This window comes from Microbacterium hatanonis (assembly GCF_008017415.1).
Classification (GTDB): domain Bacteria; phylum Actinomycetota; class Actinomycetes; order Actinomycetales; family Microbacteriaceae; genus Microbacterium; species Microbacterium hatanonis.
Genome location: NZ_VRSV01000002.1, coordinates 1,171,608 through 1,186,821, shown reverse-complemented (window position 1 = coordinate 1,186,821; position 15,214 = coordinate 1,171,608). Strand labels below are relative to the sequence as shown.

17 protein-coding genes are annotated in these 15,214 nt (G+C 69.5%); 10 read left to right on the top strand and 7 right to left on the bottom strand.

Annotation, left to right across the window (positions count from 1 at the left end; all coding sequences use genetic code 11):
- The first annotated feature begins 33 nt into the window (after positions 1–33).
- From FVP77_RS15640 to FVP77_RS15625, 4 genes are all read left to right on the top strand, one after another.
- Positions 34–1,359, top strand: a complete 1,326-nt coding sequence (locus FVP77_RS15640) for a UDP-glucose dehydrogenase family protein (RefSeq protein ID WP_147895451.1) — start codon at positions 34–36, stop codon at positions 1,357–1,359.
- A 27-nt stretch (positions 1,360–1,386) separates the two neighbouring features.
- A complete protein-coding gene (locus FVP77_RS15635) occupies positions 1,387–1,779 on the top strand; it encodes a DUF5684 domain-containing protein (RefSeq protein ID WP_147895450.1) in 393 nt (130 codons plus the stop codon).
- Positions 1,780–1,787: 8 nt separating this feature from the next.
- Entirely contained in the window at positions 1,788–2,237 is a 450-nt protein-coding gene (locus FVP77_RS15630; protein ID WP_147895449.1) for a VanZ family protein, read from the top strand.
- A gap of 78 nt (positions 2,238–2,315) precedes the next feature.
- Entirely contained in the window at positions 2,316–2,495 is a 180-nt protein-coding gene (locus tag FVP77_RS15625; RefSeq protein ID WP_147895448.1) for a hypothetical protein, read from the top strand.
- Positions 2,496–2,581: 86 nt separating this feature from the next.
- Here FVP77_RS15625 and FVP77_RS15620 read toward each other — a convergent pair whose 3' ends face one another.
- The 4 genes from FVP77_RS15620 to FVP77_RS15605 are packed head-to-tail and all read right to left on the bottom strand — an operon-like array spanning position 2,582 to position 4,840.
- A complete protein-coding gene (locus tag FVP77_RS15620) occupies positions 2,582–3,346 on the bottom strand; it encodes an ABC transporter permease (RefSeq protein ID WP_147895447.1) in 765 nt (254 codons plus the stop codon).
- Entirely contained in the window at positions 3,346–4,122 is a 777-nt protein-coding gene (locus FVP77_RS15615) for an ABC transporter ATP-binding protein (RefSeq protein ID WP_147895446.1), read from the bottom strand. The genes FVP77_RS15620 and FVP77_RS15615 overlap by 1 nt, the downstream gene beginning before the upstream one ends.
- The gene (locus FVP77_RS15610; protein WP_147895445.1) at positions 4,119–4,493 is read right to left on the bottom strand and encodes a DUF1048 domain-containing protein; all 375 of its coding nucleotides are present in this window, start codon (positions 4,491–4,493) and stop codon (positions 4,119–4,121) included. Before FVP77_RS15610 ends, FVP77_RS15615 begins: the two co-directional genes overlap by 4 nt.
- 2 nt (positions 4,494–4,495) lie before the next feature.
- Entirely contained in the window at positions 4,496–4,840 is a 345-nt protein-coding gene (locus FVP77_RS15605; RefSeq protein ID WP_147895444.1) for a PadR family transcriptional regulator, read from the bottom strand.
- A 237-nt stretch (positions 4,841–5,077) separates the two neighbouring features.
- On the opposite strand from FVP77_RS15605, the gene FVP77_RS15600 reads away from it, so the two are divergent.
- The 6 genes from FVP77_RS15600 (at position 5,078) to FVP77_RS15575 (ending at position 11,904) form a co-directional block, all read left to right on the top strand.
- Positions 5,078–6,013 carry a diacylglycerol/lipid kinase family protein gene (locus FVP77_RS15600; protein WP_147895443.1) on the top strand — a complete coding sequence of 312 codons (936 nt, stop codon included), beginning with the start codon at positions 5,078–5,080 and terminating at the stop codon, positions 6,011–6,013.
- Between the two features lie 287 nt (positions 6,014–6,300).
- Positions 6,301–7,317 carry a hypothetical protein gene (locus FVP77_RS15595; protein ID WP_147895442.1) on the top strand — a complete coding sequence of 339 codons (1,017 nt, stop codon included), beginning with the start codon at positions 6,301–6,303 and terminating at the stop codon, positions 7,315–7,317.
- 358 nt (positions 7,318–7,675) lie between these two features.
- Positions 7,676–8,035: a hypothetical protein gene (locus tag FVP77_RS15590; protein WP_147895441.1), complete on the top strand. Its 360-nt coding sequence runs from the start codon at positions 7,676–7,678 to the stop codon at positions 8,033–8,035.
- Between the two features lie 72 nt (positions 8,036–8,107).
- A complete protein-coding gene (locus FVP77_RS15585; RefSeq protein WP_147895440.1) occupies positions 8,108–9,154 on the top strand; it encodes a PAS domain-containing sensor histidine kinase in 1,047 nt (348 codons plus the stop codon).
- A gap of 126 nt (positions 9,155–9,280) precedes the next feature.
- Positions 9,281–10,027, top strand: a complete 747-nt coding sequence (locus FVP77_RS15580) for a cohesin domain-containing protein (protein ID WP_147895713.1) — start codon at positions 9,281–9,283, stop codon at positions 10,025–10,027.
- A 53-nt stretch (positions 10,028–10,080) separates the two neighbouring features.
- Positions 10,081–11,904, top strand: a complete 1,824-nt coding sequence (locus tag FVP77_RS15575; RefSeq protein ID WP_246134136.1) for an amidase family protein — start codon at positions 10,081–10,083, stop codon at positions 11,902–11,904.
- A gap of 76 nt (positions 11,905–11,980) precedes the next feature.
- Here FVP77_RS15575 and FVP77_RS15570 read toward each other — a convergent pair whose 3' ends face one another.
- From FVP77_RS15570 to FVP77_RS15560, 3 genes are all read right to left on the bottom strand, one after another.
- Positions 11,981–12,547 (bottom strand): SIS domain-containing protein, encoded by a 567-nt coding sequence (locus FVP77_RS15570; RefSeq protein ID WP_187266972.1) that lies wholly within the window; start codon positions 12,545–12,547, stop codon positions 11,981–11,983.
- 86 nt (positions 12,548–12,633) lie between these two features.
- Complete coding sequence (locus FVP77_RS15565) at positions 12,634–13,644, bottom strand: ABC transporter permease (protein ID WP_205781275.1); 1,011 nt, start codon at positions 13,642–13,644, stop codon at positions 12,634–12,636.
- A gap of 5 nt (positions 13,645–13,649) precedes the next feature.
- On the bottom strand, positions 13,650–15,176 hold the full coding sequence (locus FVP77_RS15560; protein WP_147895437.1) for a sugar ABC transporter ATP-binding protein: 1,527 nt from the start codon (positions 15,174–15,176) through the stop codon (positions 13,650–13,652).
- Positions 15,177–15,214: the final 38 nt, after the last annotated feature.

Sequence of the window (15,214 nt, the reverse complement as noted above, 5' to 3'; positions counted from 1 at the left end):
GGCAGTTCCTTCCCGTCCTTCTCGAGGAGTCTCATGCGTCTGTCCGTGATCGGTTGTGGGTATCTGGGTGCGGTCCATGCCGCGGCGATGGCGTCGATCGGCCACGAGGTGGTCGGCATCGACGTCGACGAGCGCAAGATCGCGCAGCTGTCCCGGGGCGAGGCGCCGTTCTTCGAGCCCGACCTCCAGGAGCTGCTGACCGCGGGTATCGCGTCGGGCAACCTCACCTTCACCACCGACATGTCGGCGGCCCAGGGCGCGAAGGTGCACTTCATCGGCGTCGGGACCCCGCAGCAGAAAGACGGCTACGCAGCCGACCTCACCTACGTCAACGCCGCCGTCGACGGGCTCCTCCCCTACCTGAGCGAGGGCGACCTCGTCGCCGGCAAGTCGACCGTGCCCGTCGGCACCGCCGCGCGCCTGGCCGAGAGCGTCACCCCCACCGGTGCGACCCTGGTGTGGAACCCCGAGTTCCTCCGCGAAGGGTGGGCGGTGCAGGACACCATCGACCCCGACCGCCTCGTCGCCGGCGTCCCCTCCGACGCGAACGGCGCCACCGAGGAGGGCGAGCGCGCAGCATCCGTGCTCCGTGAGGTCTACCACCCGTCGGTCGCGAAGAACACGCCGTTCATCATCACCGACTACGCCACCGCCGAGCTCGTGAAGGTCTCCGCGAACGCGTTCCTCGCGACGAAGATCTCGTTCATCAACGCGATGGCCGAGATCGCCGAGGTCACCGGCGCCGACGTCACCACCCTCGCCGACGCGATCGGCCACGACGCCCGCATCGGCCGTCGATTCCTCGGCGCCGGCATCGGCTTCGGCGGCGGCTGCCTCCCGAAGGACATCCGCGCCTTCGCCGCCCGCGCCGAAGAACTCGGCCGCGGCGAATCGGTCGCGTTCCTCCGCGAGATCGACGCGATCAACCTCCGCCGCCGCGACCGCGCCGTCGACCTGGTCGTGCAGGCCTTCGACGGGCAGGTCTTCAAGAAGAACATCACCGTGCTCGGCGCCGCGTTCAAACCCCACAGCGACGACATCCGCGACTCGCCCGCCCTCGACGTCGCCGTCCGCCTCCACGGCCTCGGCGCCTGGGTCACCATCACCGACCCCGCGGCGATCGAGAACGCCCGCCGCATCCACCCGCAGCTGAACTACGTCGAAGACCGCGACGAAGCCCTCCGCGGCGCCGACGCCGTCATCGTCGTCACCGAGTGGGACGAATACCGCCGGGAGCTGCCCCCCGAGCACGCCGCGTCGCTCACCAACGGCCACATCGTCATCGACGGCCGCAACTGCCTCGACGCGAACGCCTGGCGCGCCGCCGGATGGACCTACTACGGGATGGGACGCCCCTGACGGGGCCGACCCCCTAGGCTCAGCGCCATGGACACGCTCAGCAGGATCACCGACCGCGCCGACCTCTTCGCGCTGAACGGCGTGACCGGTGTTCTCACCTTCGCCGTCTACGTGGTCATCGTCGTCGCGCTCTGGCGCGTCTTCTCGAAGGCGGGCTACCCGGGGTGGCTCGCGATCATCCCGATCGTCAACGTCTTCACGCTCGTGAAGATCGCGGGCTTCTCCGCCTGGTTCGGCCTGCTCTACATCGTCCCCATCCTGGGATTCGTCTTCCACCTCATCGTGTCGCTGCGCGTCGGCCGGGCGTTCGGGCACGGGGCGGTGTTCTCGGTGTTCTTCCTCTGGATCTTCTACATCATCGGGTTCTTCGTCGTCGGCTTCGGCTCCGACACCTACGACGAGCGCCGCATCCGCTCCTGAACCACCGGATGATCGAGACCGACACCCGCTCGCGCGACGCGCGCCGACGGCGTATCGCCCTGCAGCTCCTCGTCGTCTACGGCGTCGTCGTCCTGCTCATCGCCTTCTGGCCCGTGCCGGTCGACAGCGGCGCGGTCGGGCTGCTCGACCGCATCGAGCGGTGGCTGCCGTGGGCGACCTACGTGCGCATCGAGGTCACGGCGAACGTGCTGTTCTTCGTCCCGCTCGGACTGCTGCTCAGCTTCGTGCTCGAGCGCTCCCGCTATCTCGTGCTGCCCATCGGGCTGCTGACGACGATCACGATCGAGGGTCTGCAGGCCGAGCTGCTCGACAAGCGGACGGCCAGCATCTCCGACATCCTCGCGAACACCGCCGGCACCTGCATCGGCATCCTCATCGCCGCCGCCGTCACCCGTCGGCGCGAGCCCCGCCGGACGCCTCAGGGCCACTCCCGCTGAGAGTCCACGACACCCGGGCGCGCCCCGCGCAGCATCCGGGTGTCGTGGACTCTCAGGGGGGAACCGTAGGGTCGCCGCATGAGCACCGACGAGAACGACACCGACCCGACCGGCTCCGACACCGAGCTCGGCAAGCTGATCGCGAAGGTCGACGACGAGCACGGCGAGCACGGCGCCGCCGCGATGGCCGACCAGCTCCGCGGCAAGGTCGAGAAGACCGAGGCCGAGCCCGAGGCCCCCGGCGACCTCGAAGACTGACGCCGTCCCACTGAGAGTCCAAGACACCCGGACGCGCTTCGCGCAGCATCCGGGTGTCTTGGACTCTCAGAGCGAGAACACCGGGGTCAGCTCAGGCGGCGCCGGTAGATGGCGATCGCGGCCGCGTACGCGACCACGAGAATGCCCACGAGCCACGCCAGCGCCACCCAGATCGCGCCTCCGACGGGCTGGCCGGCGAACAGCGCGCGCACGGTGTCGACGACCGACGTGACGGGCTGGTTCTCGGCGAACCACGCCACCGGACCCGGCATCGAGTCGGTCGGCACGAACGCCGAGCTGATGAACGGCAGGAAGATCAGCGGGTAGCTGAAGCCGCTGGCCCCGTCGATCGTCTTGGCCGAGAGGCCCGCGACCACCGCGATCCACGTGAGCGCGAGCGTGAAGAGCACCAGGATGCCGGCGACCGCCAGCCACGCGCCGATCGAGGCGCCGGTGCGGAAGCCAAGGACCAGCGCCACCCCGACGACGATCACCAGGGCCGCGACGTTCGCCGCGAGAGACGTGAGCACGTGGGCCCAGAGGATGCTGGAGCGTGCGATGGGCATCGACCGGAACCGCTCGAAGATCCCGCCCTGCAGATCCAGGAACAGCCGGTAGGCAGTGTACGCCACCCCCGACGCGATCGTGATCAGCAGGATGCCCGGCAGGAGGTAGTCGACGTAGCTCTCGCTCGACCCCGTGTCGATCGCTCCCCCGAGCACGAAGACGAACAGCAGCATGAGCGCGACCGGGGTGACCGCCGTGGTGATGATCGTGTCGGGGCTGCGCAGGATGTGGCGCAGCGAGCGCCCGGTCAGCACGCCGGTGTCGCCGAGGACGTGGCCGGTCATCAGAGGTCCTTCCGGTGCGCGGGCTCGTCGCCCGAACCGCCGACCAGGGCGAGGAAGACGTCCTCGAGCGTCGGCTGCTTCTCGACGTACTCGACCTCGGCGGGAGGCAGCAGCCGCCGCAGTTCGTCGAGCGTGCCGTTCTGGATGATCCTGCCCTCGTGCAGGATCGCGATGCGGTCGGCCAGATGCTCGGCCTCGTCGAGGTATTGCGTGGTCAGGAGCACCGTGGTGCCGCTCGCAGCGAGCCGAGCGATCGTCCGCCACACCTCGGCGCGCGCCTGGGGGTCGAGACCCGTGGTGGGTTCGTCCAGGAAGATCACGGGAGGGTCGCCGATCAGGCTCATCGCGATGTCGAGGCGACGTCGCATGCCCCCGGAGTAGCCGCCCGCGCGACGATCGCCGGCTTCGACGAGGTCGAAGCGCTCCACCAGGGCGTCGGCGATCGCGCGAGGGTTCTTCAGGTGCCGGAGCCTCGCCACCAGCACGAGGTTCTCGCGACCGCTGAGCACCTCGTCGACGGCGGCGAACTGCCCCGTGAGACTGATCGACTCCCGCACCTCGCCGGACTGAGTGACGACGTCGAACCCGTGGACGATCGCGCTGCCCGCGTCGGGCCTCGACAGGGTCGAGAGGATCCGCACCAGGGTCGTCTTCCCGGCCCCGTTCGAGCCGAGAAGAGCCAGGATGCTGCCCTCTCCCACCTCGAGGTCGACACCGCGCAGCACGTGCACGGCGCCGTACGACTTCGTGACCCCACGGACGTCGACGGCGTTCATGAGGATGCGCTCGGCTCGCCCGCCGCGGCGTCGATCGCCGAGGTGAGGCGTGCTCGTTCCTTGTCGATCCACTGCGCGCCCGAGTACGCGCGGGCGAACGACTCGGCGAATTCGACGGGGTCGTCGCCGACGATCTCGCGCACGGGCGTCGCGTCGACCGCGGCGCGTTCCCAGAGGTCGGCGTGGTCGGCGAACATCGTCACGAGCGTGCCGCCGTCAGTGACGCCGGCGTAGTACATGAGGTATCGGCTCAGCGCTTTCGCGGCCTGGTGGTGCGGCTCGGGCAGCGCCTCGATGCGTGCGGTCGCCTGACGGTACTGCTTCTTCTGCTCCAGCGACCCGGTGAGGGTCTCGATCCACTTCGCAGCCATGGCTACTCTCCTTGGTTTCTCGTGTGCGGGGTGTGGAGGCTCTCGATGCGGTCGACGAGGAAGCTCCACGATCTCCAGAACTCGTCGAGGTACTCGCTCCCCTGCGCGTTGAGCGAGTAGACCTTGCGGGGCGGCCCCTTCTCCGAGGGCACCTTCTCGACGGCGACGAGACCCCGCTGCTCGACGCGGATCAGCAGCGCGTAGACGGTGCCCTCGACGATGTCGGAGAAGCCCTGTTCGCGCAGCCGCGCTGTGATCTCGTAGCCGTAGGCCGGTTGCACGGCCAGCAGCGCCAAGACGATGCCCTCGAGCGTGCCCTTGAGCATTTCGGTCATCTGTTTTGCCATGCGATACCTCACTACTCCGTGTCATTGAGTACCGGTAGATAGTAACGCCGAATAGCGGTACTTGGCAAGACCGAGTACCGAGAAGCCGCTACCGCTCCGCCCCTAGCGCGACGACCGCCCGGAAGTCGAGCCCGCCGCAAGGAGTTGGCGCTGCCTCGCGGCGGGGGTCAGACTGTGGCGACACCGCGACGACGCTCGTCGCCGCGAGCAGGTCCTGACTGAGGGGGAACCACGAGAATGAGCACCCGGGTAGCGGTCGTCTGGAACCCGTCGAAGACCGAGCGGGAGGCCCTCGAGACGCCTCTCGACGAAACGCTCGGCTCCGACGCCGACGTTCAGTGGTTCGAGACCAGCGTGGACGACCCCGGCCAGGGCGCCGCCCGCCGCGCCCTCGAGGCCTCACCCGACGTGGTCATCGTCGCGGGCGGCGACGGCACCGTGCGCGCGGTCGCCGAGCACCTCGCCGACGAGAAGGCCGACGTCGACCTCGGCATCGTGCCGCTCGGAACGGGCAACCTGCTCGCGCGCAACCTCGGTGTCCCGATCAACGACATTGCGAAGGCGGTCGACCGCGCCCTCACCGGCAGCGCCACCGCCATCGACGTCGGCTGGGTCGACGTCGACCTCGACACCGGAACCGAACGCCACGGCTTCGTCGTCATGATCGGTTTCGGAATCGATGCGCAGATGATCGCCGAGACCGACGACGAGCTCAAGAGCAAGGCCGGCTGGCTCGCCTACGTCGAGTCGCTCGGGCGGGCCCTCGCCGCCAGCGACATCGTGCCCTTCCATCTCACCGTCGACGACGAGCCGGGCCGCGACGAACAGGGCCATACGCTGCTGATCGCGAACTGCGGCACGCTGCAGGGCGGCTTCACGCTGCTGCCCGACGCCGATCCCTCCGACGGCGAGCTCGACTTCCTGCTGCTGAGCGCCGAAGGGCTCGGCCAGTGGATGGGAACCCTCAAGACGATGATGTGGGACAACGGGCTCATGCGCCTGATCACCAAGAAGGACGACACGACCAGCTCCGAGTCGGTCTCGCATGGCCGAGCGAAGAAGATCCGGGTGACGCTTCCCGACCCGCGGGCGTTCGAGATCGACGGCGAGGAGATCGGCGAGACGCGGGAGTTCACCGTGTCTCTGCAGCCGTCCGCGGTCCGGGTGCGCTGACCCGGGAAGAGAAGAGGGACCCCCGCCCTGTCGAGACAAGACGGGCGGGGGTCCGGTTTCTGCAGGCGACGATTCGCGGTGCCGTGCGTCTCGTCGCTGACACAGACATTAGCCGATCTTGTCCCCTGAATGGGGGACAGAAACCCCTATATAGCCCCCTTCCTCCCCCTAGGGGTCCTTTCGCAGACCCGGGACGGGTCGTCGTGGCGAGTCCGCGAGATCGACGCCTCGTCGCTTAGGCTTCTGGAGCCGGGCGGGGGGGCCTCCCGGCAAAGGGGGAAACGCCGGTGCCTGCGGACGACCGAACGAACGATGATTTCGACGACATCGCGAGGAGCCTGCGAGAACTCCGCGCCCGCGCCGGAGGCCCGTCGTACGCCGAGATCGGAAGCCGCATCGCGCTGGCCCGGATCGAGCGCGGGGTGCCCGTCTCGGCGTCGGTACCCGCCCGGACGACGGTCTACGACGCCTTCCGGCTGGGTCGCTCGCGGATCAACGCCGCCCTCGTGGGCGAGATCGTGCGAGCACTCGGAGCCGACGACGCGGAGGCCGAGGGCTGGGAGACTCGCTGCGGTCTCGCACAGAAGGCCCGGCACGCAGCTCCCGCCCAGCCGACGCCTCCTCCGGTGAGGCAGACCGCGGCACAGCCGGTGACGCAGCCCGCAGCACAGCACTCGGCCCTGTGGACGGCGATCCTGCTCGTCGGCTGCGTCGTCCTGAACTTCTCGGGCAGCGCCGCGGTCGCCACCCTCGGCCTCCCGCTCTTCCTGGACATGATCGGCACGGCGGTCGCCGCCATGGCGTTCGGTCCCTGGTGGGGGGTGCTCGTCGCCGCCGGCTCCACGGCCGTCGAGACGGTCTCCGGCACCACCGATTCGCTGCCGTTCGGACTCGTCAACATCGCGGGCGCTCTGGCGTGGGGCTACGGCGTCCGCGCGTTCGGCGGAGCGCGGTCGCTGCCGAGGTTCTTCGCGCTGAGCCTGATCGTCGGCGTCGTCTGCACGATCGTCTCGGTGCCGGTGCTGATGACGGTCTTCGGCGGCGAGACGGGTCACGCCAGCGACCAGATCGCCGAAGGTCTCGTCGCCTCGGGCGAGGAGCTCGCCCCGGCGGTCTTCACCGCGAACCTGCTGACCTCGTTGGCCGACAAGCTCATCTCGGGCTTCATCGCCCTCGCGGTGATCGGCCTGCTTCCGGCCCGCATGCTGAAGCACGATCTGGTCGGCTCGATGGTCGGTCGCATGGCGACCGGCGAGTCTCGGCGCGATGGCGAGACGCGGACGGATGCTGCGCTGCACGCCTGAAGCACCGGGGAGCGCAGCATCCGTCGCGCACGGATCCACCGACATCGTCGGCGGTGAATCGCTCCGCCCGAGGGCGGAGGCGGAGAGACCGGGATCCCCCCACGGCCCGGCATCTCCACGTGTCGAATCATGCGAGCGGGTCGCGATGACAAAGGGGCTGACATCCCGACCCGCTCATCTTCGACGCTAGGCCGGTGCCGTCGCCCGTGCAGCCCGAGACCGTGATTCCGAACAACCCCGAACACGCCCGAACAGGCCTCGGCGGCGCTGTCCGGGATCTGCGAGCCCGACCTATCCCACCGTCCCTCCCATGGCAATGGGTCGGCCCGGGAAGAGGGTAGGACGACAGAGTGGAGCGATGAGAAGCATCACCTATGCGGGCGAGACGATCATCACGACCAACGAGGTGGCGGAGGCGCTGGTGAAGCTGACTGCCGCCATCGCGAACGACGGCCGGGCGGAGGCGGTGACGATTCCGATCGTCTCGCGCACGACCGACGACGACGGTACGGCGGAGCTCGTCATCGGCGTCGGCAACGACGTGCTGTCCGCGCCCGCCGAGTGGGAGGGCGACGAGCTGGACTTCTCCGAGGCCGCCGCTGCCCTCCGTTCGCACCCCGGCTATCCCCGCCGCAGCGCGACGGGCGCGGAGCTGTACGCGCTGAACGATCCCGACACGAGCTGGGACCCCGACCTCGACGGTTTCACACGCGCCTGACCACGACAGCAGGAGCAGACGGATGCCATGCTGTTCGTGGTTGGGGAACCGGAACGGTGAATCGGAGTACGCGTGGAACCCACCTCGACCCGACCACCCTCGATCGCCTGGAGCGACCAGGTAGCGGTCTTCGCGATCGTCGAACTCGACCGATCCGGCTACGTGCAGAGCTGGAACTCCGGCGCCGAACGCATCAAGGGATACACCCGCGAAGAGATCGTCGGAGAGCACTTCTCCCGCTTCTACCGACCCCAAGACCGCGAGCGCGGTGTGCCGGAGAGGCTGCTCGCCTCAGCCCTGGCTCACGGCTATGTCGAAGACACCGGCTGGCGTGTGCGATCGGACGGCGCCCTCTTCTGGGCCCACGTCACGATCACGGCGGTGCGAGACGCCCACGGCACGCCGACGGGATTCGTGAAGATCGTCCGCGACCTCACCGCGTCCAAGCGCGCCGACGACGAGCTCAACGCCTTCCTCCGGTCGTTCGTGCACGACTTCCTCTCGCCGGTCACGGCCGTGCGCGGCTACGTCGATCTGCTGCGCGAAGGCATCGGTGACACCGACGAGATGCTGCGGCATCTCGGAGCAACCAGCGACCACCTCCTCGCCATGGCCACCGCGCTCGCCGCGCGGGTACGCGACGACCCTCCGCCGCGGCGCGACGAGGTCGCCCACGTCGGCACACTGGTGCGCGAAGCGGCGAGCCTGGTGCTCCCCGGCGACCTGTTCGGTCGGCTGTCGTTCTCGATCGCCGACGACGCCGCCGTGCAGGGTGACGCGACCGAACTGCGGCGCGCCGTTCAGAACGTGCTCGAGAACGCGGCCAAGTACTCCGAGGCGACCATCGACGTGATCGTCGAGGCGACCGCCGACACCGTCGACATCGTCGTGCGCGACCGCGGTCGCGGCATCCACCCCGACGATCTGTCGGCGATCCTCGAGGACGGCGTGCGCGGGCGGTTGGCCAGGGACGACGACGGAGGCAGCGGGATCGGACTCGCCAGTGCCGCGCGGGCCGTCGCGAACGCGGGCGGCACGATCGGACTGGAGAGCTCGCTGGGCCGCGGCACGACGGTGCGCGTGCGTCTGCCCCGCGCCGCCGACGAAACCGGGCGGTAACAGCGCGACCCCGCCCCGAAACGGGAGTCTGAGAGGTTGCTGGTACCCACACGGGACGCGCCGACGCGAGCACGCGTCGTCGCGTGCGTCGGCGAGTCCCTCTACCCGTAGAAGGGCTTCTCCCGCATGTCTGAAACCACTGGCAGAGGCAGGATGCTGCGAGCTCGCGGCATCGCGCTGCTCGTCACCACGTTCGCCCTGGCGAGCGGATCGGTCGCGCTGGCTCCCGCGGCATTCGCCGCGGCCCCCGCCGCGAGCATCTCTATCGACGTCTCCCCCGACGAGGCGACCGAGGGCGACACGCTCGAGGTGACCGTGACCTCCACCGGCACGACCGATCTGTACGCCTACGACCTGATCTTCGCGTACGACCCCGCGGTGCTCGAGTTCGACGAGGAGTCGGCCGTCGGCCCCGACGGCGGATTCACCACCGGCGCGCTCGGCGACGGGCTGGTCGCCGTGACCCACACCCGCCTGGGCACCTCCCCCGGGCTCTCCGGCACGGTCGAGCTCGCCTCGTTCTCGTTCCGCGCGATCGACGGCGGCGACACGGTCGTCGCGCTCGCCTCGGCCGAGCTGGTCAGCTCGACCGACGAGTCGGTGACCCAGACCGACGTCGACTCCGCGTCGGTCTCGCTCGTCGCCCTCCCCGATCCGTCGCCGTCGCCGACGTCGACTCCGACCGAGAGCGCGACGCCGACCCCGAGCGCGAGCGCCTCGGCGACGGCCGTCCCGGTCGCCTCGAACGGCCAGCCGCTGGCCGCCACCGGCGCCGACGCCACCCCGTGGCTCATCACGGGCGCGGCCGCCGTCGTCCTCATCGCCGCGGGCGCCCTCCTGGTGATCCGTCGTCGTCAGGCGGTGTCCGAATGATCCGCACGCAGAGCTCGACGCCCTCCTCCCCTTCGTCCCGCAAAGGCCCCCTCGTGACAGCATCCACTCGGCGCATCGTCGCCGTCGCGGCCGCGCTGGGAACGGTAGCCGCCGCTTCCCTCGCCGTCCCCGCCACCGCGGCACCCGTCGCCGCGGCCGAGAGGGCACCGTTCCTCGCGCCGTACTACACCGAGCTCGACCAGACCGGCGACGACCAGGTCACCGATGCCGACCTCGCCGTGCTGTCGGCGGCGATCGGCGCGACGAGCACCGACCCGCAGTGGGCCGAGTACTCGACGTTCGACCTCGACGCCGACGGCGCCGTGACCGTGTCCGACCTCGCTCTGCTGTCGCAGCGCATCATCTACGACGACGGCCCGTTCCAGCTCGTCGAGGCCGACGTCGTCGAGATGCAGGCCGCGATGAACGCCGGCGTCACGACGTCGGTGGAGCTCACGCAGGCCTATATCGACCGCATCGACGCCTACGACAAGGTCACGGTCTCCGGCGGCGCGCGACCGCTGAACTCCATCATCACGGTGGGTGAGCAGGCGGCACTGACCGCCGCCGCGGCGGCCGACGCCGTGCGCGCCGAGAAGGGCATGACGAGCATGCTGCTCGGCGTGCCGATCGCGGTGAAGGACAACTACAACACCGTCGACATGCCCACCACGGCCGGGTGCGGGTGCTGGAACGACAACCAGACCACGACCGACGCCACGATGGTGACGGGCCTCCGCGCCGACGGCGCGGTCATCCTCGCCAAGGCGAGCATGGACGAGTTCGCGATCAACCTGTCGTCGCAGTGGTCGGCGTTCCAGACGCCCGGCACGGCGCTGACGGTCTCGAGCCCGCTCGACACGTCGCGCACCTCGGGCGGCTCGAGCGGTGGCACGGGCGCGTCGATCTCGGCGAACCTCGCCGCGATCGGCTTCGGCACCGACACGGGCGGATCGATCCGCGTCCCGTCGACGTACAACTCGCTCGTGGGCGTCCGACCGACCGTCGGTCTCGCCAGCCGCGCGGGCATCGTTCCGCTCGCCCTGTCGCAGGACACCGGTGGCCCGATCGCCCGCTCGGTGACGGATGCCGCCGTTGCTCTCGATGCGGTCGTCGGAGCGGATGCTGCGGATCCGATCACCGCGAACCAGGCCGGCAAGGTGCCGACGTCGTACACGTCGTACCTCGACGCGGACTCGCTCGCCGGCAAGACGTTCGGTTATGTGCCGGCGATGTTCGGAACGAACGCCAGCACCCTCGCCCTGTGGGAGAAGACCAAGGCGACGCTCGTCGAGAAGGGCGCGAAGGTCGTCGAGGTGACCCCGCCCGAGGGCTGGAGCGCCATCCTCGGTGAGGGCAGCGGCAGCGGCCCGGAGTTCAACCACGACCTCCAGGAGTACATCGACACCTACCTCGACCCCGACGTCTCGGCGAACAGCCTGCTCAAGATCAGCCAGTCGACGAGCATCGTCCCCGGACGGGCGAGCAACCCGTACGGGCAGCGTGCCGCCGTCACCGAGGAGGCCTACCAGGCCTGGGCGGGTCCGACGGGCACCCACACCACGCAGCTCGCCAAGGGCAAGACGCTCGTGACGAAGCTGATGGACGACCTGGGTCTCGACGCCATCGTGTACCCGAGCGGCAACGCGTACAGCACGATCAGCACCAACATGCGCCTGAGCCCCAACACCGGGCTCCCCGCGGTGACGGTGCCGATGGGCTGGGCGGCCGCGGTGGGCGAGTCGCCCGCGGGCAACGTCAACCTCGAGTTCCTCGGGCGCGACTTCGCCGAAGGTCCGCTGCTCGGTTACGCGTTCGCGCTCGAACAGGAGATCGACGCCCGCACCGCGCCGGCCCTGTACGGCCCGCTGGAGTAACCCGCACACAGAGGAAGGGCCTCCCGGTGTCGACCGGGAGGCCCTTCTCTCTGTCCGCGGCGACGACCGCGTCAGATCATTCGAAGTTGCGGTGGCGGGCGACGAGGTCGTCGAACTTCGCCCCGGTGCGCCGCACCAGCATGAGGTACAGCACGTCCCAGAAGATCCAGAGCGACTGCTCGAAGAGGCTCCCCATCGCCTGGATGGTCGGCACGAGACCGCTCGGGTCGTCGGCACCGTAGGTGTGGGCCGGAACGGTCAGCACGATGTCGGCGAGCTGTGCGGTCGGCCCGTCGGGCACGGCGGTGGCCACGAGCAGCGTCGCACCGGTCTTCTTCACCTGCTCGGCGATGTAGTGGAGGTGAGGGATGTTCGCCGGGCCCGACGGCATGATGAACAGGTCGTCGGCGGTCACCGCGGGGGTCGTGTCGTCCCACCCCCAGTGCACGGTCTTGCCGAAATGCGTCAGGCGCATGGCGAACGCCTTCGACCCCAGCCCCTCGCGCCCGATGCCGAGCACGAAGATGCGCTGGTGGCTCTCGAGCGCGTCGAGGGCGGCCTCGATGTTGTCGAGCGGCACCCGGCGGAAGACCTCGCCGAGTTCCTGGACGACGGTGGCGCTGATCTCGCGGAATTCCGACATGTCCACTCTCTTCTCTTCAGATTCTTCCCGGTGCTTCTCTTCGGATTCTCCCCGGTGCTGTTCACCGGGTTCGTGCTGATCACGGGTCATCTCACACCCGGCTTGGCGCCGAGGCGCCCGACGAGGAGGGCGAGCAGGATGACGGCGCCGTAGACGGCGTTGATCCAGAAGGTCGGGACGCCCGCGAGCGTGAGGACGTTGGTCAGCGTACCGAGCAGTAGCACGCCCATGAGCGCGCCGACGATCCGGCCCTGTCCTCCCGTGAGCTGCACGCCCCCGATGACGGCGGCGGCGAGAGCGCTGAAGATGAGGTTCTCGCCCATGCCGCTCGTGACCGAGGCGAGACGCCCGGCGAGCATCAGGCCGGCGAACGCGGCGAGCGCACTGGCCGCGACGAAGGCCGTGATGAGCACGAAGTCGACCCGGATGCCGGCCGCACGCGCGGCCTCGGCGTTGCCGCCGATCGCGTAGAGGGCGCGTCCCCACGAGGTGTAACGCAGGAGCAGGCCGGCGATGAGGAAGAGGATGCCGGTGATCCAGATCGCCGCGGGGATCCCCGCCCACCGGGCCGACCCGACGTAACGGAAGGCCTCGGGGAGGCCGGCGAGGGTCTTCCCCTCGCTGATGCCGAGCGTGATGCCGCGCAGGAGGATCAGCATCGCCAACGTGACGATGAAGGGGTCGAGTTTCACCTTCACGACGAGGAATCCGTTGAACAGTCCGACCAGCATCCCGATCCCGATCGTGATGCCGATCGCGCCGAACTCGTTGATCTCGGTTCCGAGACCGCCGACGGCGGCGGGGATGAGCAGCCACGCGGCGACCATGGGCGCCAGCCCCACGGTCGACTCGAGCGAGATGTCGAGCTTGCCGGTGAGCAGGATGAAGGTCAGACCGATCACGACGATGCCGAGCTCCGCCGACTGGCGCAGGATCAGCGTAAGGTTCGCCGCCGACAGGAACGCGGGGCTCACGACCGCGCCGATGATCGCCACGATCACGAGGCCGGGCAGCACGCTCAGCTCGCGGACGTTCTTCACGACGGTGCGCGCGAAGGGGTTCTTCGCGGCGGGGGTACGGATGACGGTGGTTCGCACGATGTTCACTCCAGGCCTTCGATGGCTCGAACGATGTCTTCTTCGGTCGGTTCGCGGAGCTCGGCGCCGATGCGCCCCTCCCGCATGATGAGGACGCGGGGGCTGACGAGCAGCTCCTCGACGTCGTCGGAGATCAGCACCACGGCGACGCCGTCGCCGAGGGCGCGGAGCATGAGGGCGTAGATCGCGTCCTTCGCCGCGATGTCGACGCCCGCGGTCGGCGAGATGAGGACGAGCACGCGCGGATTGCGGGCGAGGGCGCGCGCGAGCACCACCTTCTGCTGGTTGCCGCCACTGAGTCCCGACACCGCCAGCGACGGATCCGGGGGCACCAGGGCGACGTCGGCGATGAGGTCGCGCGAGATCTCGGTGCGCTTGCGGGGGGAGAAGAATCCCCGCGGGGCGATCTGGTCCATCACGCCCATGGTCATGTTCTCGGCGACGCTGAGCTGCGGCACGTATCCGTCGCGGTGCCGGTCGGCGGGGACGAACCCGATGCCGGCGCGCTGACTGGCCTTGACGTTGCCTGCGGCGACGGGCTCGCCGTTGACGATGATGCCCCCGGTGGCGGTCTTGCGCAGGCCCGCGATCGCCTCGCCGACGGAGTACTTGCCCGACCCGCCGACGCCGCCGATCGCCACGATCTCGCCCGGCGCGACCGTGAACGACACGTCGGTGAACGCGCCCTCCCGGTCGGTCGCATTCTCGACGGCGAGGGCGATGGCGTGCGATGCCTGCGCATCGGATGCGGCCGTCGACTCCGCCCGGTGCCGCCGCTGTTCCTGTCCGGCGAGCAGCGCATCGACGAGATCGTCGGATCGGATCTCGTCGCCCAGCCGAGACCAGAGCAGCTTGCCGTCGCGCAGCACCGTCGCGGAGTCGCAGATCGCCGTCACTTCGCGCAGGAAGTGCGAGACGAAGACGAACGTCACGCCCGCCGCCTGGAGCTCCTGCACCTTGTCGAACAGTCGCCGGATCGCCGCGCCCTCGAGCTGCACGGTCGGCTCGTCGAGCAGCACGATGCGGGTGCCCGCCTCCAGCGCCTTCGCGATCGTCAGCATCTGCCGCTCTTCCAGCGGCGCATCGGCCAGCAGCATCTTCGGGTCGAGGTTGATGTTCCACTCGGTGAGGATGCGCTCGGACTCCTCCTGCATGCGCCGCCACGACACCCCGGCGCCGCGCTGCGGCAGCCGGCCCGTGAAGAGGTTCTCCGCGATGGTGAGGTTCGCGAAGACCGAGGGACGCTGGTAGACGCACGCGACGCGCTGCTGCCACGCTTTCGGATCGGATGCGGGTGGAGCCTCGGATCCGAAGAACCTCACGCTCCCGGTGTCGGGGGTCTCGAGGCCGGTGATCATGCGCAGGAGCGTGGACTTGCCGGCGCCGTTGCGGCCGATCAGGCCGTGCACCTGTCCGGGCAGGATCGAGACGGAGACGTCTTGGAGGGCTCTCGTCGCACCGTACGTCTTGCTGACGCCATCGATCTCGATGGCGGGCACGGTGACGGGCACGGTGGTCGGTGAAGCGGTCATGACGTCTCCGTCTCGGATGCTGCGCGGTCGGGCGGTGG